Here is a 19010-nt window from a genome sequence, read left to right as displayed (position 1 = left end):
CGATGGTCACGTGCAGGCGCTCACCTTAAATTGCCGCGCGCCTGCAGCTGGGGCCTTGCTTCACGCATTGCGGTCACTCCTTGCACCATTGCATCTGGCTCTTAATTTGGACCAAACTTAGGCGCACGCGCCTGCCAGCCAGGGAGCAGCAAGATCCCGCTGGTAGTGGGGAAGGCTGACACACTCTTATGTATCTTACATGGCTTTAAGATGCAGGGGTGTACTGGAGCCGCGTACCATGAGTTGTCCTTTGAGTATGATCTGGCGCGTGGGACGTGTAGGGATGGCGATGCGCTGGAAGAGCAGGTCAGCAGCGGTTTTGCCGATCTCATCGGTAGGTTGGGCGATGATGGTGATGGCAGGCTGTACTAATAAGGTCCAGGGTGTTTCGTCAAAGCCGACAAGCGCGATGTCTTCGGGAATCGAGAGATTACAGGCTCGTAGCGCTTGTAAGGCACCTTCCATGATCAGGCTGTTACTGGTCAACAGAGCATCTGGCGCGTGCGGAAGTTGCAACATGCTGGTGGCTATTTTATAGCTGGCTTCGACGCGCGGCTGGAGGTGTTTGATATATTCGGGGACCAGTGGTATACCATGCGCCTTCAAGGCTTCTTCATAGCCACGCTGCCTCTGTATGCCAGTGGTGCTGGTTTCACCAAACAGTGCTCCAATACGGCGAAAACCATTGCTGATGAGGTGGCTTGTCAGACGATAGGCGGACTCGACATTATCCAGGAGTACCGTATCGACGTCAACATCAGGCACGCTGCGATCAACAATGACCATGGGAAAATCAAATGGCAATGAGGCGAGATCGCTCATAATTTGACGTGTAGGAGAAAAGATAACACCGGCGACGTTGGTATCTCGCATTAATTGTAAGTAGATTTTTTCTTTTTCAGGATCTTCATCTGTATTGCATAATAAGACGCTAAATCCTTGTTTATAAGCACTATCTTCAACAGCGCGACTGATAGAGGTAAAGAATGGATTACGAATATCAGATACAATCAGCCCAATAGTATTGGATTGTTGTGAACGTAGACTACGCGCGACAAGGTTAGGGCGATACTGCAACTTTTCAACGGCCTCCATCACACGCTGACGTAGTTCAGGACGCACATGATCACTGCTTGATAGAACGCGTGAAACTGTTGCGGTAGATACACCGGCCTCCTCGGCAACTTCTTTGATACTGACCATACCACTCCTCATTGATACTGGATGCCTCCCCTCTCATAGCAAGAGTGCTCCAGCGCTGCATTCTTCTACCTCCTCCCCAACATCCAGATGAGACAGGATACGTGTCTCATCCTTTGACAACTATTTTTTGTAATCGATTGCAGATAGTATATCATAATTATATAACAAATGATAATCCATAAGCGTCAACTATACAATAAGGCTCGGTATTGCGATTATAGTTGCCTTACAACTCAATTTCTGCTGAGAAAAATTTGCTTCAAGCCGCTTGAACAGACAGAGGATACAGCATTCTTCCCCCGTAACATACAATCCAGGCTGCACAAGCCTTGACAATCTCAATTGTAATCGTTTACAATTCTCATATCAATGTAAACGATTACAAGAGTTAACAGGTGGTCATAGGTGACCGGGGTACACCAACCTTTCTGATTGTATGGCTCTGGGAGTAAACGTAATGATCGAGATCAATGAACAACAGATTCGCCTGCAAACCGATCCTGCGACCAAACAAGCTGCGATTGAGTTGGTTGGCAACTTACTTGTCACAAGTGGCAACATTACCACACAGTATGTGACCAGCATGCAACAACGCGAAGAGGTGGCGAATACTTTTCTGGGCAATGGTATCGCTATTCCGCATGGTTTAAACGAGAATCGCGACCAGATTGCACGCACAGGGATAGCAGTACTCCAGGTGCCCGCCGGTGTAGAGTGGAATCCTGGTGAAACGGCGCGCCTGATTGTGGGTATTGCGGCAAAATCAGATGAGCATATTGAGGTTTTACGCCGCCTGACACGCGTGCTTGGAGATGAGCAACAGGTTACACTGCTCAGCAACACAACAAATCCTCATGATATTATCGAGGCACTGACAGGCGAACGTCCCGCCGAAACACCCCTCCTCCAGACATCATCTGATTATGAACAGTTCTTCGATGCTGTAATTCAGAATAAAACTGGTCTGCATGCCCGGCCCGCAGCAATGTTTGTCAATATTGCCAAGCGCTACAAAGCCGACATCCAGATACGCAACGGGCAGCGCATGGGGAACGGCAAACGCTTACTTTCCTTGTTGCAATTAGGGATTGAGCACGGCACCCGGGTTCGTGTCTCTGCGCAGGGTGTCGATGCGACGGATGCCCTCAAAGCGCTACAGGAAGCCATCAAGCAGGGTTTAGGAGATGAAGAAGAGCCAGCCCGGCCAACAAGCATACAGAAAAATACAGCTCCTATCTGGACGCCACAAACAGTAGAGCAAACTATTTCCGGAGTGGCAGCCGCCCCTGGTATCGCCATCGGTCCCATACAACATTACAAACGACAAACCATCCATGTAGCGGATCAAACAGGCGATCCTATCGCCGAGGGCGAGCAATTTCAAAGCGCATTGGATGCCTCTCAGCATGACTTGCATGAACTCCATAAAAATGTCGGCGCCCGCTCAGGAGCTGGTCAAGCCGCAATCTTCGAAGCGCACGGCGAATTTCTCAATGACGCTGGTTTGATTCAAGACACAATTGCGCTCATTTATGAGGGACATAGCGCCGCCTGGTCCTGGCAATCTGCCATCGAAGAACGAGTTGATCAGTTAAAACAACTCAAAGATCCCGTTCTCGCAGGTCGCGCCGCTGATTTAAATGATGTCGGTCAACGCGTCCTCCAACATTTGACGGGCAAACATCCCACCATCACGCCAGCAAACAATACTGACACACCAGCCATCTTGATTGCCGATGATCTGGCCCCATCAGATACTGCCCTGCTCGATCCACGTAATGTGTTAGGATTTTGTACGGCAGGTGGTGGTCCAACTTCGCATACAGCGATTATTGCACGCTCGCTGGGAATTCCGGCGATTGTCGGTGCCGGTCAAGAAATCCTGAGCATCAGTCAGGGCCAGTCCAGTATATTGGATGGATCAACCGGGAAACTTTATCTGCAACCCGGCGCTGCCGATATCCAGCAGGCCCGGATATTACAAGAACAGGCTCTACAACAACAAGAAATCGAACGCAAGCTACGTTTCGCGCCAGCCACGACAACCGATCAACAGCGTATCGAAGTCGTCGCCAATATTGGCAATGTCGCGGATGCGCAGAAAGCGGCGGAGGCGGGCGCGGAAGGAGTTGGACTCTTGCGCACCGAGTTTCTCTTTCTCGGACGTGACTCCGCCCCGGATGAAGACGAACAATTTGAGGTCTATCGCGACATTATCCAGGCCATGCAGCAACAACCGATCATTATTCGTACGCTGGATATTGGTGGAGATAAAGAAGTGGCCTATCTCAATCTCCCCAAAGAAGCTAATCCATTTCTAGGCATACGTGGTGTCCGGCTCTGCTTTGAACATCCTGAACTATTTATTCCACAACTACGCGCCATCTATCGCGCCGCTGCCTACGGTCCAGTGAGTATTATGTTCCCGATGATCGCCACACTGGAGGATTGGGAGAAAGCTTCTGTTATCGCCGAACAGGTACGGCAAGAGTTAGATGCGCCCGTCGTGCCAATGGGGATCATGGTCGAAGTCCCCTCAGCCGTGATGCTGGCCGAACATCTCGCCAAACAGGTCGCCTTCTTCTCGATAGGCACCAATGATCTCACTCAATACACGCTGGCAATGGATCGTGGGCATCCACAGTTAGCGCGTCAGGCCGATAGCGTACATCCAGCGGTACTGGCAATGATTGCCAGGACAGTTGAGGCGGCAAACAAAGAAGGCAAGTGGGTCGGTGTCTGTGGCGGCCTGGCCTCTGATACTCTGGGAGCCAGTATCCTGGCTGGCATGGGTGTCAAAGAGCTTAGCGTGAGCATTCCCAGTGTCGCGACTATCAAGGCACATATCCGTGCCTCCTCGCTGACCGATATGCAGGAGATTGCCCGGAAAGCATTACAATGCCGCAACGCGGCGGAGGTGCGAGCATTATGAACAGCATCGCCACCATTACCCTCAATCCAGCCGTCGATCTGACTGTCAGGGCCGATCATTTCACATCCAACCGCGTCAATCGCGGTCAGACAATGCAGATGGATGCGGGGGGCAAAGGTATCAACGTCGCCTCCTTCCTGGCAGATTATGGTTTACAGAGCGCGGCCACTGGCTTTCTGGGACAGGCCAACATTGATATCTTTGAGCAGTTGTTTGCACGCAAGCAGATCGCTGACCATTTTGTGCGTCTGCCCGGCGCGACACGTACCAGCATCAAAATTGTCGATGAAGCCAACCAGCAAACAACTGACATCAATATGCCCGGACTACAACCCACGCAGGAGAATATTCAACAACTAGTCCAGCGCATTGAGCAGATGATGGAAAGCTGCACCTGGTTTATCCTGGCGGGTAACCTACCACCCGGTGTGCCAGCAGATATCTATGCCAGATTGATCAAACAGCTCAAGTCACACCACAAGAAAACGGTTCTGGATACCAGCCAGATAGCCTTGCAGGCCGGTGTAGCAGCTGAACCAACTATTATCAAGCCAAATATCGATGAACTTGAACAGTTGCTTGGACAAAAGTGTCCTGATGAGCACAGCATTGAACAGGCAGCGCGACAATTGTTGCAGGGAGATATTCAACTGGTTGTGATATCGATGGGCGCACAGGGCGCAATGTTTGTGGATCGCCAGACCTCATTGATAGCGTCCGCACTTAAAGTCGCGGTAAAAAGCACCGTGGGTGCAGGAGATGCAATGGTAGCTGGCCTCATCGCTGGCCTGACCGATGGTTTGTCGTTAGCCGACTGTGCACGCCTGGCCACCGCATTCTCAGCTGGCACGATTACACAGATTGGTCCTCACCTCCCTGCACGGCAAGTGCTACAGGAATACGCACAATGTGTGACGATCCGTGCGCCGCAACAAGCACAGCCTGCTACAGGAAAAGCGTAATCTAACAAACAGGCAGTATACACAGCTCATTGATACATATATATTTTTTATGTACCGTGATTTATGCAGAGAAGCATGCATGGTTTTAATCCGTGCAAAGGAGTACGAAGATGGCAAAGATTGTGGCAATTACTTCTTGCCCAACCGGTATCGCCCATACATTTATGGCCGCTGAAGCGCTCAAACGCGGCGCAAATGCCCTTGGTCATAGCATAAAAATTGAGACACAAGGATCAATGGGAACACAAAACACATTGACTGCCATGGATATCCAGGAAGCTGATGTGGTGATCAGCACGACTCATGCCACGGTTGATGCTAACCGTTTCGCTGGCAAGCCACTCTACGAGACAACCACCAGTCAGGCAATTCACGCCAGCCAGGATATTATCAAGGCAGCGCTTGCGCAACAACCTGCACACGAGACAACGGCTCCCCAATCAGAAACAAACGAGCATGCCAATCTGGTTGCCATCACCTCGTGTCCAACCGGCATCGCCCACACATTTATGGCCGCAGAGGCCCTGGAGCAGGCAGCCAAAGCGTTGGGACATACTATCAAAGTTGAGACACAGGGCTCGGTCGGAGCACAAAATGCCCTGACTCCCGCAGAGATCCAGCGGGCAACTGCCGTGATCATCGCTGCCGACGCTAAAGTTGATAAGAGTCGCTTCGCTGGCAAAGCCATTTATGAAACATCCACTCACGATGCCTTACAAAACGGTCAGGGACTGATCCAGACTGCCTTGAAACGCGCCGCCCAGAGTCCTACCACTGCCACAGCGGATAATTCAACGCCAGTAGCGACCACGCAAGACTATCTGGGTGAAATTCAGGCACAAAAGGCCAAACGTTCCGCCTCCAACCTGGGAATCTATAAACATCTGATGACCGGCGTTTCCTACATGTTACCCTTTGTGGTAGCCGGAGGATTACTCATCGCGCTCTCCTTCGCAGTTGGTGGTATCAACGCGTCCAAACAGATTGGCACACTGGGCTGGGCGCTTAATCAGATCGGTGGCAGCACCGGAGCCTTTAGCTTGATCGTTCCCATCCTCGCAGGCTACATCGCCTATTCTATCGCGGACCGGCCTGGACTGGCTCCTGGTATGATCGGTGGTGTACTTGCGAATACGATTGGTGCAGGATTTCTGGGAGGCTTAATCGCGGGCTTCCTGGCTGGCTATGTCACACTTTATCTCAGTAAATGGATCAACCTGCCCAAGAATCTGGCTGGCCTCAAACCTGTCCTGGTCTTACCACTGCTCAGCACCGCCATTATTGGACTGCTGATGATCTTTGTCATCGGCACGCCAGTCAGCTATATCCTCACAGCCCTGACAGGTTGGCTCAAAACCATGCAAGGTACCAATGCATTCCTGCTCGGACTCTTACTGGGAGGAATGATGGCAATTGATATGGGTGGTCCAATCAATAAATCCGCCTACACTTTTTCAGTCGGGCTCCTCAGCAGTCATGTAGACGCGCCCATGGCTGCCGTGATGGCTGCCGGAATGACTCCCCCCCTGGGCCTGGCATTAGGTACCTTTATTCTAAAAAACCGTTTCAGCAAGGAAGAAAAAGACGCCGGTAAAGCCGCAGCAGTCCTGGGTTTAGCCTTTATCACCGAAGGCGCGATCCCCTTTGCAGCCCGTGATCCTTTCCGCGTCATTCCTGCCACCATGATTGGATCAGCGGTCGCAGGCGCCATCTCAATGTTGTTCGCTTGCCAGCTTCAGGTACCACATGGAGGCGTCTTCGTCCTCCTCATCCCAGGTGCGGTCAACAACCTGTTGCCCTATCTATTAGCTATCGTGGTCGGTACGCTGGTTACCACCGGCATACTCTTCTTTACCAAACGAACAATAACAATTCCCAAACCCGAAACAGAATTAGCAACCAATAATATAGCAAAAGCGGCCTGATATTCATCATCAAACACTTTGTAACAAAGTGTTTGATTCCCATGGTCTTCGCCATCCTGGCGCATGAGTTTTCGCACCAATGGTGCTCAAACAGATTTTTATTATGTGATGTAGAAAAGGTTCTTCGGACCTTTTCTACATCACATAATAAAAAGGGCGCAGGCGCGCATGCGCCTGCCAGCAGGTGAGCAGCAAGATCCCGCTGGTGATGGGAATCAAACACTTTGTAAGCGACGTCAGTCAAACAGGATATTCCTATAACTCCACATCGGATAAAGAATCTTTGACCCAGGTTGGACGATAGGGATAACGCTCAACGTCCTCGCGTTTTGTGACGCCCGTAAGCACAAGCACAGTATGCAAGCCGCTCTCGATCCCGGCTTTCACATCGGTATCCATGCGATCTCCAATCATCACGCTCTCCTCCGAATGGGCATTGATTTTGCGTAAAGCCATCTGCATCATCAAAGGATTCGGCTTACCGATATAATAAGGCTCTACACTCGTAGCGGCGCTGACCAGGGCAGCTACCGCGCCGGTTGCAGGCACGAGACCACCCTCACCCGGACCCATCACATCCGGATTCGTGGCAATGAAGCGAGCTCCGGCGTTAATAAAACGAATGGCCTGTGAGATACGCGCAAAACTGTAGGTAGTGGTCTCGCCCAATACCACATATTCAGGATCTTGATCTGTCAAAATATAGCCCACGTCATGCAGGGCCGTCGTTAATCCTGATTCACCAATCGCGAAGGCCCTCCCTCCAGGACGCTGGGTATCCAAAAACTGAGCCGTTGCCAGGGCCGAGGTGAAAATTGAATCAGGAGAAATATGCAATCCCATATACGCCAACCGAACCTGCAAGTCACGAGGAATGTAATTTGAATTGTTGGTGAAAACTAGAAAAGGAATATTTTGAGCACGTAAATTATGTACGAATTCACCGGAGCCAGGAATTAATTTAGAACCCCAGAGAATTACCCCATCCATATCAATCAAATAATTTTTGATACCTTCCACGCACACCCCCATTCTGAATCAAATGAGTATCTCACACCAACGGGAAACATCAGTAAGTGTAGATTACATCGCTGTTCGATGTCAAAGACAACAAGAAGTATCTTTCGCAAGTAGGGCATACTCAATAAGTACTGTCTGAGTTGACGAGAGAAGGAGGAAAAGCTACATTATAAACAAATCAATAGAGTCAAATAACCTGACTATTCTAATAGAGATAAAAAGCATGGTCCGCTTTCCATATGGTAGATCGTAGTGTGGTAACAGGAGAAAAAAATGGATACGACAGATACACCGACACGAATCACAATCCAGGAATATGCACAAGAAATTCATCGTACCTGCAACCTGGAAGACCCTAAAGAATTATTGACGTTGACAGCTCTGGGAATCGCTGGCGAATCTGGTGAGATTGTAGATACGCTTAAAAAGTTCCTCTATCATCAACATGACCTCGATGTGCCAGAACTGTGTAAAGAGGTCGGCGATCTGCTCTGGTATATGACATTGCTCTGCGATACACTTGGACTGACAATGCATGATGTGATGGAAGCCAATGTAAAAAAACTACGCAAGCGCTATCCTGACGGCTTTGATGCCCAGCGAAGCCGAGTACGCGAAGAGTAAATATGTCCTATCGCTCCACCAGAAAACAACTTTTGGAAACCTTCAATCCCTGGTGTGTCAACCCAACACTCAGTGCACTAGCATGATGCTAGAAAGGCATTGGAAAGCACCAGGAGAGAAGATAGTTACGGCGTAAATAAATTAAACGCATAAAGTTGCTAAGCTCGACTTTGTACAATTTTGAAAACGTGAACTCGAAAATGCGTCGCACTTGCCCTTTTTCTCAGGCTCAAAAGCCTAAAAACGTACAAAGTCGAGGTAAGGTGAAATATGCGGGAAAGATATTACTCCTACTTTATTGTATTTTTATATAAAAATATGGTTTAATTGTATTAACTCAACAAAAAATTTTATAGAATGCAAGGATTCGCATGCGGAATAAATTTATTCACACTCATATTATTTGTTCTGTTGTAGTATTAGCTCTTGTTTCTGTACTGATCACAGCGTGCGGAAACCAATCGGTGAGCAATACAACCAGGCAAGTAAACGCTACTGCAACACCAGCAACCCAGGGAAGTTTAATTACATCTAAATTAGTAAATATAGACCTTGTTAAATCTACAGCTACCCCTACTGTGTCGGCTACCGATACCCCCACAGTACAACCTACACCGACAGCAACACCGATAACAGTGACCTGGAACACAACTCCAGAAACAGTTTATGCCGTTGGAATGGCAAATATACGAAGTACACCAGATACAAATGGCATTATCACTCAAACTGTTGCAGCATCCCAGGCTATCACGGTCTATGGCACAGCCACAGGAGAGATACTGAGCAATGGTGCTACCTGGTATCGCGTTTCAGATCAAAATAGCGCTCCACAATATATCTATAGTGCATTGGTAAAAACAACAAAGACAGTTATTGTAAATCCAGGCAGTGATAATTCAGGAAAAGTTATCAAGGTTAATCTGACCACCCAACATATCTACGCTTATAACAACGGTACGATCGTCTATGATGCACTCATTTCATCAGGACAACCAAATCTCTTAACACCAACAGGTAATTTTACAATTATCAGCAAACTTCATCCTGCGACTTTCTATTCCCCATGGCCGCAGGGATCACCCTATTATTATGCTCCCTTGCATATTAATTATGCTCTGGGCTTCCAGGGAACACTGCTTTTCTTACACGACGCCTACTGGCGTGGCAACGACTTTGGACCCGGCACAAATGTTCCACACACGGTTGCTGGAAAAACTATGACGGGCTCCCATGGTTGTGTCGAGATGTCTACCGCCGATGCCGCATGGTTTTACAACTGGGCAGCAATAGGTACACCTCTGATTATCGCTTATTAACAACACAACCTTCAAACAAAAACAAAATGCCAGCTCTGCAAAAAATATGCAGAGCTGGCATTTTGCTTTTCTGTAAGATTGATAACGGTAAGTAAGAAAGAAAGAAAGAAAGTACAGTGTTCAGCAATAAGATGTTGAAGCAGGTCATCTAGACCACTATACCAGAACTATGGTATAGTAACCGGGTATAGACAATTTTTTGACTATTTACATACCTGGAAAAACGCTTATCCGCGCAGAATGGATACTTGGAGGACATATGCCATCTTTACTGGAGCAGGAAATCCATAGTCAACCTGAAGTGATTACGCGTCTCCTCGAACGGGAGACACAAAATGTACGGAGAATCATCGCTCAATTGCCTGAGTTCGACTATATTTTGATCGCTGCCCGTGGTTCTTCGGATCATGCCGCGACCTATGCCAAATACTCCTGGGGTACGCTGGCTGGTCATACTATCGCCCTGGCAGCCCCGTCGTTAGAGACCCTGTATCACACCGCTCCACGGATGAAGCGCGCTCTTGTGGTAGGTATTTCTCAATCAGGACAGTCGCCTGATATCGTTGCGGTATTAGAGGAGGGAAAACGGCAGGGGCGTCCTACGATCGCCATTACCAATGATCCCAATTCCGCGCTGGCAAAAGTAGCCGACCACGTGATAGAGCTCCATGCGGGACAGGAGCGCAGTGTGGCTGCAACCAAGACATATACGGCCCAGGTAGCAGTAATGATGCTATTCGCCGCACTTTGGAATGGCGATCAGCAACGTCTGGATGAGCTACAGAGGGTGCCAGAAACCATTGCACAGGTACTCCAGGGTGCGCCTGATATTGCTCGCCAGGCCGAACGCTATCGCTATATGACACAGTGTGTCGTCATCGGTCGCGGTTATAACTATGCCACCTCATTTGAACTGGCACTCAAGCTCAAAGAATTAACCTATATGATGTCAACTGCCTATTCATCGGCTGACTTCCGGCACGGTCCCATCGCGACTATTGAAAAGGGGCTACCCTCCATTCTGATTATGCCCAATGGAGCGGCCTATCCTGACTTACTGGATCTTGCCAAAGAATTACAAAAGAAACGCGCTGAACTGATCATTCTATCGGATAATACAGAGGCTCTGGCACTGGCGCAAACACCGATTCCGCTTCCCAGAGATACTCCAGAATGGCTGACGCCAATCACCTCGATTATTCCAGGACAGCTACTGGGCCTGGATCTGACTATCGTCAAGGGATTGGAGACGGATACGCCACGTGGCTTACATAAGGTTACTTTAACGCTTTAAACAAAAATCACACACTAAAATATACATTCGTTAAAGCAATAAGATACACCGCTTGTTGTAGACCTTAACGCAAGAATGAGGTTTACAACAAGCGGTGTTCCATATGGATCAAGTGTCCACAAAAAAGTAGCTTTAGGAAGTCAGGAAGTCAGGCGATACTATTTGTGGGACACCAGACTGTCAAAGTACCAGGGAGCTTCCTGGCGGCGGTGCTGCTCATATTGAGCAATATCATCGCTCATCGTCAGTGTCCAACTAATGACATCCAATCCCCTGTAGAGGCGATCTTTGCGGAAAGGATCAATCTCAAAATGGATTACATCGCCGTTGGGACGCGTCACAGTTTGAGCAGCCAGGTCAATGGACAGTGTATAGCCGGGATTGCTATCAATCTCTTTAAAGAGTTCTTCAACCACTGCTTCTGGTACAACGATGGGCAATAAACCATTGCTGAAACAGTTGTTGTAGAAGATATCAGCAAAACTGGGAGCAATCAAAGCCTTAAAGCCATATTGTGCCAGCGCCCAGGGAGCATGTTCGCGGGACGAGCCACACCCAAAGTTATCGCCAGCTACCAGTACGCTTGCTCCCTGATAACGAGCCTCATTCAGAATAAAATCAGGATTAGGGGCCTGCTGATTATCCAGATAGCGCCAGTTGGCAAACAGAGCCGACTCGAAACCGGTACGACTGGTCGTTTTTAAGAAGCGAGCGGGAATAATCTCATCAGTATTGACATTGACACGATCCAACGGTAAAGCCAGACCGGTATGCGTGGTAAAAGCTTCCATAGTCCTTCTATCTCCTCTCAACTACCATTCACGGATATCGACGAAATGGCCGGTCACGGCGGCAGCGGCAGCCATAGCTGGACTGACCAGATGGGTGCGTCCACCCCGACCCTGACGGCCCTCAAAGTTACGATTGCTGGTAGAAGCGCAACGCTCGCCCTCACTCAGGTGGTCCCCATTCATTGCGATACACATGCTACAACCAGCCTCACGCCATTCAAAGCCCGCCTCACGGAAAATCTCCGCCAGACCTTCCTCTTCAGCCATACGGCGTACATTCATCGAGCCTGGCACTACCAGTGCGCGCACTTTGGGCGAGACATGTTTGCCCTTCACATATTGAGCGGCGAGGCGCAAATCATCCAGGCGCGAGTTGGTACAGGAACCGATAAAGACCGTATCAACGGTTATATCAGTGATTTTCTGACCAGCCTGCAATCCCATATAGGCCAGGGCACGCTCATAGCTCTGGCGCGTCACTTCATCCTCAACCGAGGCGGGATCAGGCACCACACCATTCACATCACTGACCATACCAGGATTAATACCCCAGGTCACCTGGGGGCCAAGGCCCTCGATATTGACCTCATGAACAGCATCATAGTGAGCATCAGGATCGCTCGCCAGTTGCTTCCAGGCGGCAACCGCCTGTTCAAACTGCTCACCCTGCGGCGCATAAGGACGGCCTTTGATATAGGCAAAGGTAGTCTCATCAGGAGCCACCATACCTGTACGAGCACCAGCCTCAATCGCCATATTGCAGAGTGTCATGCGCCCTTCCATCGACAGGGCCCTAATCGCGGAACCGCTGAACTCGATGGCATAGCCGGTTCCAACACCAGTTCCCAGTTGACTGATGATCGCCAGAGCCAGATCTTTTGCCGTGACGCCGGGTAAGATAGTACCTTCGACATGGATATTCATCGTCTTAGGCTTTTCCTGCCAGAGACATTGAGTTGCCAGCACCTGCTCAACCTCACTGGTACCAATACCGAAAGCCATCGCACCAAAGGCACCATGTGTCGAGGTATGCGAGTCACCACACACAATAGTCGTACCGGGCAAGGTGATACCCAGCTCAGGGCCAATAATATGGACAATACCCTGCCGCGCATTTTGCATATCAAAGAGAGTAATACCAAAGTCACGCGCATTCTTTTCCAGGGTACTGATGGAATTTGAAATTGCCGGATCGACAATATCCAGGCTCCGACGTCCATGCGTGGTAGGAACATTGTGATCCATAACTGCGATGGTAGCGTCAGGACGACGTACAGACAAACCAGCGGCACGCAAGCCAGAAAAGGCCTGTGGCGATGTCACCTCATGCACAAGATGGCGATCAATATAAATAAGCTTCGCCTGACCAGGCTGATCCTTAACCACGTGGGCATCCCAAATTTTGTCAAACAAATTGCGTGGACGCTGAACCTGACTATCCACGGTGTGATTTTCCGCTGTCATACGCACCTCTTCTCTTTACTGTGCTGTACTGTACTGTTTTCTTCATTGAACAAGGATCTTGCTAACCACCTGCCTGTCAAGCGGTGCAATTATGTTGTGAAGTATAATAGCACAGAATTGATATGTCCAATACCTATTATAACAAGGCTTGATGCCAAATCGGTATCATCTAGCAAGGAAAGACCGTGGAACTACGTCAGCTCACCTATTTTTTGACTGCTGCCCAGACGCAGAACTTTCGTAAAGCCGCTGATATCTGTCTGGTGGCGCAGCCTGCGCTCAGTCGACAGATAGCTGCCCTTGAAGCAGAACTGGGCGTGCCGCTCTTTCGCCGTGTCAAGCAACGTGTGGTTCTTACCAGCGAAGGGCAAGAATTCGCAACGTATGTACGGGGCGCGCTGGATCAATTACAACAGGGTCAGCAGGCTATGGCGCGTCATCAGGATGGAGAGCATGGTACCATCTATATAGGCAGTATCGAACCGCTCACTACCGCCTTCTTGCCAACTATCTTCCCCATCTTCCATCAACGATATCCACATATTCACTTAAAAGTGCGCGTTGGTCGCACCGATGAATTGCTTACACTTATCGAACACGGCGAACTCGATCTGGGACTGATCTTTAATCCCAGTACACGCCCGGAAGTGCTGGCAGTGCAGGAACTCTTCCGACAACCACTCCAGGTCATGGTCGCGGCAAATCATCCTTTAGCGCAAAGCGGTACAACGAGTGTGACGCTGTCACAAGTTCTCAAGGAACCACTTTTCCTGCTAGGCGAGAACTCCCGCTTACGGCGAGCCGTTGATCGAGCTATTCTGGCACAAGGCTTAAGTGTCCAACCTATCGTTGAAATAGAATCTCTGGCAGGACTCAAAGAACTGGTCAGACAGGGACGTGGGATCACTTTTATGTTACCAGCGCTCCTTAGTTCTGATGAGATTGAGCGTGAGATAAGGCTGCTCCCCGTTGCAGATATTACTGAAGAGTTTGTGTTTGCCCTGGTCTATCATCGCTTCCGCCATATCTCACAGCCAGCGCGCCTCTTCATTAACAGTACCATGGACATGCTAGCGGAACACTCAATCCAGGAATTATAATTTCATCAATTCGCTGGCTTTCGCATCCCAGATACTCAAAAACATCTTTTTATTATGTGCTGCATGATTTTCCTTCGAAAAATCATGCAGCACATAATAAAAAGATGTTTTTGCACCGTAGGTGACTCATGCACAGTAACCACGGGGGGCTGACACGCTCCAAAGGTTTGTCAGGATAGTGCTGACGTGGCTGTTGTGCGCAGATCACGGAAGAGGGACCATGCGCAGCAACCAATGGCAAAGGCCATCATAAGAATGGCGAGGCCGACACCGGTACTTCCACCGAGTCCACCAGCAAAACCAGGAGTAATGCCTTGCTGTATAGCAAACTGTGGAACATCTGCCCATAGGCGCAAGGTCCATACCAGCGTGCCAAGCAGTGAAATCAACATGGTTAACAGCATAATGCTGGTGGCAACGACTGTTAAACGCAAGGTTGTACGATCAAACTCGCTCCGTAAGATACCTTTTGCAAGCAGGATGATTGAGAATAGAGCGCTAGCTAAACCGATCAAGACGTAAATGCCACTGAAAACGGCGTTGCCTGCTAAGAAATCTCTGGCTAACCAACTGGCACCAATAAACAATCCAACCAGGATACACGCTCCGCTCAGGAAAAAGAGGATATCACGCCTGCGGGCTAACAGCGCATTCCTGAAAGCTACACACAAAATCAGGCATCCACCGAGTAATAAAATGAGCAAGGATAACTCGGCCCCGATAACAATCACCTGATACGCAATCTTCAAGTCTGGATGCTGATTATGGATCAGCGCAAAAGGAGGGAAGGGATCAATAACATGCATTAACCCCAGATACGCCAACGCAAAAACAAAAAAAGCACAAAAGGTACTGATCATAGAGCGCCACATGCTAGATAACATAGATTTTATCCTTCCAATGACTATTTGTTCGTTTATTATTACCATGATGGGTATATTCCATATGGTAATAATAACTCATAAAAAGGAAGTTTGTCAACCTGGCAACTTTTTTCTTTCTATCCAAACGGCTAACTATTTTCTTCAGCTTAACCCCTATAATTTGCAGATAGCTACGACTTAAAGTAGAATAACTATAATGGTAATGATGCTATAATATGTTAAGTGATGAGGCTATAAATGATTTTTTTTAGACTACAATATTCTGAGAAAGTAATGAGGATGCATTAATGACTATTATAGATCATGGAGCGCGCAAAAAAGGAGGAAAGAATGCAAAAACTGAGAGCAAGCCAACACGACTCCTTTCACCATCACATTTTTACCAGGGTAATGTAAAATACAAAATGCAAAAAATGTGGCGCACCAGGCTCCCATTTATTCTCTTCGCCCTCAAGGGGGCGCTAGCCAGTGGCCTATCGTGGGAAATCGCATTTCGTTTATTGGGCAAGGAAGCGGCCGCGTTAGCCCCGGTGTCTGCAATTATCATCGTGCAAATTACCAGTTGGCAAACCACACGCAAAAGTATCGAACGCATCCTGGGAGTACTGATAGGAGCAAGCCTGTCCATATTAGTAACCCACTTTGTTGGTATCAACTTCTGGACCATCGTCTTCCTGATCGTGCTGGCAAATAGCATCGGGCTGGTTGTACAGAAACGTGGACAATATTTAGCGACCCAGATACCAATCAGCGCCTTACTGGCAATCATCATGGGCACCAATGTATTGGGCTATCCGATGTTGCGTCTCCTGGGAGCAGTTATCGGAGGTGGGATGGGAGTACTGGTCAGCGTACTGCTCTCACCGCCAGTGTACGTCAATCGTGCCCGAGAATCAGTAGCAGAGTTATCCTCCGAAATCGCTCGCGCGCTCCCTGGTCTGGCAGATGCTGTGGCGGGGCGCTTGAACGAGCAGGAAAGTAAGGACGTTTATACAGGCATACGAGCAATTGAGCAGAACGTACGCGCAACTGAAAGCGCCCTTTCGCTAGGTTTTGATGATACGCGCTTTAATCCCTGGGGTAAGCGCGCACTGCGCACACTCACCGACTATCCAGAAATGCTGTTATCCTTAAATCGGATTGTGCGGCAACTCAGACGAATTGCCTTCACAATCAACGAACCAACGCCATCCTGGCAAGCAGTATCCCAGAAACAACATTGGATACAAGAATATTCGCAATTAATTTTAAATATTGGCACCATTTTAGCTTTGACGGCAGATCATATGTTAACACTCTCAAATAGTCAGATGGCAGGCAAGAACAAAGATATACCGATCAATATCCAACGAGCGGAAGATATGCTGAAATTGTTGGAAGTCACCCAGAGACAACTCCAAGAGAGTGAAGCAAAAATGATACGCTTCAGTGAGACGAATAAAATGCAGGCCGTATATAACGATGAGTCAGAAAACATCCGTGAAGGCTACCGACTTTCTATTCAGGGAAGTATCTACACCGACCTCAGAAGAATATTGAACGAGTTATATGATGTGCTCACAGCCCTACCAATCCCATCAACTGCAGAAGAGGCAACGACACAATCTGGAAAATAGCGACAACTATATGTTAGTTTAAATCCCAACCAGCGAAAGCTATCCATCAGCGGATCTTTTTCTCTGTTGATGGATAGCTGACAGTGACAGACAAAAATGTGCTCGCAATCAGCACATCATTGCTCCACACTATTTATGTCCAGACAGTTTTTATGGAAGCAATGACTGGAGGCTTGGAGGTATCATGAAAGGCTCTAACCGTCCAGATAGTGCCCTGTTTAGGATATCCAGGGATCACTGATTGGTCATTACAGGCATAATTGACGCGCTCGCCATTGATCAATGCGGTAGCTCCAGTGATGAAAGTACAGGTGGTGCCGTCAGATAGTTGGAGAATCCAGGGACGAGCTGTATTTTTGGTAGCAGTACTGGCAGGCAACGAATCTAAGAACGTCACCTTCATCCCCCGTGTATCGCCAGCTGGATTGGCATCGCAAATGACGTAGCTTTTTTGCTGGAGAGCGCTAAAACACGGGTCATAAATGGTATTGCCAACAATACAACGCCACGCGTCCGGGCGAGGATCTGCCAGAGAGGTTTCCCAGCAATTACCCGCCTGTGCAGGATCACTACGAACACCACTTGGAAAGAAATGGTTCACAGTAGTAGACTTCAATGCAGCATTGGCTACCATGCTCTGGATTGGAAAGAAGCCCAGACAGAGAAGGAGCAGCGCCAGGCAAAAAACGAACCATACCTGTTTCCGTGTCATACTCTCACACTCATCTTTCTACATCACATCAACGCTTTATTAGTACGGAATAAAAGGAGAACCAATATACACGCCTCCATAAAAAGAAACGCGTGAAGCATAAGAAAAATCTCATGCGTATTGTCCAGCCGCCGTTTGTACTGATTACGATTTACAAACTATCCAACATTGCAGAGTGCGCCAATGTCAGGTATAAAGCAGTGATAAAAGCATGACAACAGAAAAAGCCAGTACCTGATGCTTATAAACCCATCAAGCCAGTTGTAGACGGTGAAACAACTGGATAATCCATGCAGTGGGCACCTGCAACCAGCGTCGTAATGCAGTAGAAATCGTTGCAGCGATCAGACCACTGAGAGCGCCTCCAATAATGTCATCGGGATAATGTACGCCCACGAAGATCCGCGCAATACCTACCAGGCAGGCAGCGCAGAAAGTCATCGCCAGCAAGCACAGATAAAAACGCGGTATCCTGTTGAAAACACGTTTCTCCCCTGCCATCTGTGTACTCCGTGCTGACCACAACCAGGAGAACACACTTAAAAGCAGCATGCCAAAGACTGCAAATGCCCAGGCCGTATGATCACTGGGGAAAGAACCATCCGCTGCATGGGAAACGAGCAGGTGGACATGATGGCTGATGAAAGGACGCGGCTCATAGATGAATTGTTCAACGGTTAAATTAAGGGCATAAGAAAACAAACAGGCGATAATGGTCCAGATAACAGCCGAGCGACGTTCCTGTAACAGCTGGATGCGCTCTGAAGAGAGAGAGTGCTTACGCCATGGTAACGGTATGCCCCATGCTAAAAGCAGTAATATGGGGAGGCAAAATACCAGATCATTCGCTAAAAAGATCATTATAGCATCCAGCCAGGTAATAGAACCAGCATGTCCATTCAGATCAACAAAAAGAGCATAGTTAATTTTAGTAAACAAAGAAAACATTATTTTATAATCTCCTACCTAAAAAATATGTCATACAAAGTGTTTGCTTCCCAATACCAGCGGGATCTTGCTGCTCACCTGCTGGCAGGCGCGTGCGCCTAAGTTTGGTCCAAATTAAGAGCCAGATGCAATGGTGCAAGGAGTGACCGCAATGCGTGAAGCAAGGCCCCAGCTGCAGGCGCGCGGCAATTTAAGGTGAGCGCCTGCACGTGACCATCG

General features: G+C 48.6%; 15 protein-coding genes. 8 read left to right on the top strand and 7 right to left on the bottom strand.

What is annotated here, in order from left to right:
• Positions 1-195 precede the first annotated feature (195 nt).
• Entirely contained in the window at positions 196-1203 is a 1008-nt protein-coding gene (locus F1593_RS24405; protein WP_149404170.1) for a LacI family DNA-binding transcriptional regulator, read from the bottom strand.
• A 457-nt stretch (positions 1204-1660) separates the two neighbouring features.
• Between F1593_RS24405 and ptsP the strand changes: the two genes are divergently transcribed.
• From ptsP to F1593_RS24390, 3 genes are all read left to right on the top strand, one after another.
• A complete protein-coding gene (gene ptsP, locus F1593_RS24400) occupies positions 1661-4135 on the top strand; it encodes a phosphoenolpyruvate--protein phosphotransferase (protein WP_149404169.1) in 2475 nt (824 codons plus the stop codon).
• Entirely contained in the window at positions 4132-5097 is a 966-nt protein-coding gene (gene pfkB, locus F1593_RS24395) for a 1-phosphofructokinase (RefSeq protein WP_172632416.1), read from the top strand. The genes ptsP and pfkB overlap by 4 nt, the downstream gene beginning before the upstream one ends.
• A gap of 110 nt (positions 5098-5207) precedes the next feature.
• Positions 5208-7022 carry a PTS fructose-like transporter subunit IIB gene (locus tag F1593_RS24390; RefSeq protein WP_149404168.1) on the top strand — a complete coding sequence of 605 codons (1815 nt, stop codon included), beginning with the start codon at positions 5208-5210 and terminating at the stop codon, positions 7020-7022.
• A gap of 255 nt (positions 7023-7277) precedes the next feature.
• On the opposite strand, the gene F1593_RS24385 is transcribed toward F1593_RS24390, so the two are convergent.
• Complete coding sequence (locus F1593_RS24385; protein WP_149404167.1) at positions 7278-8054, bottom strand: HAD-IIA family hydrolase; 777 nt, start codon at positions 8052-8054, stop codon at positions 7278-7280.
• A gap of 261 nt (positions 8055-8315) precedes the next feature.
• Here F1593_RS24385 and F1593_RS24380 point away from each other — a divergent pair, with 261 nt between their 5' ends.
• The 3 genes from F1593_RS24380 (at position 8316) to F1593_RS24370 (ending at position 11276) form a co-directional block, all read left to right on the top strand.
• Complete coding sequence (locus F1593_RS24380) at positions 8316-8666, top strand: nucleoside triphosphate pyrophosphohydrolase family protein (protein ID WP_149404166.1); 351 nt, start codon at positions 8316-8318, stop codon at positions 8664-8666.
• Between the two features lie 371 nt (positions 8667-9037).
• On the top strand, positions 9038-9982 hold the full coding sequence (locus F1593_RS24375) for a L,D-transpeptidase family protein (RefSeq protein ID WP_149404165.1): 945 nt from the start codon (positions 9038-9040) through the stop codon (positions 9980-9982).
• Between the two features lie 259 nt (positions 9983-10241).
• On the top strand, positions 10242-11276 hold the full coding sequence (locus F1593_RS24370) for an SIS domain-containing protein (protein ID WP_149404164.1): 1035 nt from the start codon (positions 10242-10244) through the stop codon (positions 11274-11276).
• 158 nt (positions 11277-11434) lie between these two features.
• On the opposite strand, the gene leuD is transcribed toward F1593_RS24370, so the two are convergent.
• Both leuD and leuC read right to left on the bottom strand, forming a co-directional pair.
• Positions 11435-12067, bottom strand: coding sequence for a 3-isopropylmalate dehydratase small subunit (leuD, locus tag F1593_RS24365; protein WP_149404163.1), 633 nt, complete (start codon positions 12065-12067; stop codon positions 11435-11437).
• Between the two features lie 21 nt (positions 12068-12088).
• On the bottom strand, positions 12089-13531 hold the full coding sequence (gene leuC / locus F1593_RS24360) for a 3-isopropylmalate dehydratase large subunit (RefSeq protein ID WP_149404162.1): 1443 nt from the start codon (positions 13529-13531) through the stop codon (positions 12089-12091).
• Between the two features lie 185 nt (positions 13532-13716).
• Between leuC and F1593_RS24355 the strand changes: the two genes are divergently transcribed.
• A complete protein-coding gene (locus F1593_RS24355) occupies positions 13717-14631 on the top strand; it encodes a LysR family transcriptional regulator (protein ID WP_149404161.1) in 915 nt (304 codons plus the stop codon).
• Between the two features lie 170 nt (positions 14632-14801).
• On the opposite strand, the gene F1593_RS24350 is transcribed toward F1593_RS24355, so the two are convergent.
• A complete protein-coding gene (locus F1593_RS24350; RefSeq protein ID WP_149404160.1) occupies positions 14802-15515 on the bottom strand; it encodes a hypothetical protein in 714 nt (237 codons plus the stop codon).
• Positions 15516-15802: 287 nt separating this feature from the next.
• Between F1593_RS24350 and F1593_RS24345 the strand changes: the two genes are divergently transcribed.
• The gene (locus F1593_RS24345; RefSeq protein ID WP_149404159.1) at positions 15803-17131 is read left to right on the top strand and encodes an FUSC family protein; all 1329 of its coding nucleotides are present in this window, start codon (positions 15803-15805) and stop codon (positions 17129-17131) included.
• A 133-nt stretch (positions 17132-17264) separates the two neighbouring features.
• On the opposite strand, the gene F1593_RS24340 is transcribed toward F1593_RS24345, so the two are convergent.
• A complete protein-coding gene (locus F1593_RS24340; protein WP_149404158.1) occupies positions 17265-17843 on the bottom strand; it encodes a hypothetical protein in 579 nt (192 codons plus the stop codon).
• 252 nt (positions 17844-18095) lie between these two features.
• Positions 18096-18791, bottom strand: coding sequence for a phosphatase PAP2 family protein (locus F1593_RS24335; protein ID WP_149404157.1), 696 nt, complete (start codon positions 18789-18791; stop codon positions 18096-18098).
• Positions 18792-19010: the final 219 nt, after the last annotated feature.

Source organism: Dictyobacter arantiisoli (assembly GCF_008326305.1).
GTDB lineage: Bacteria > Chloroflexota > Ktedonobacteria > Ktedonobacterales > Ktedonobacteraceae > Dictyobacter > Dictyobacter arantiisoli.
Note: the sequence above shows the minus strand (reverse complement) of the source record. Positions and strands in the feature narration are given on the sequence as shown.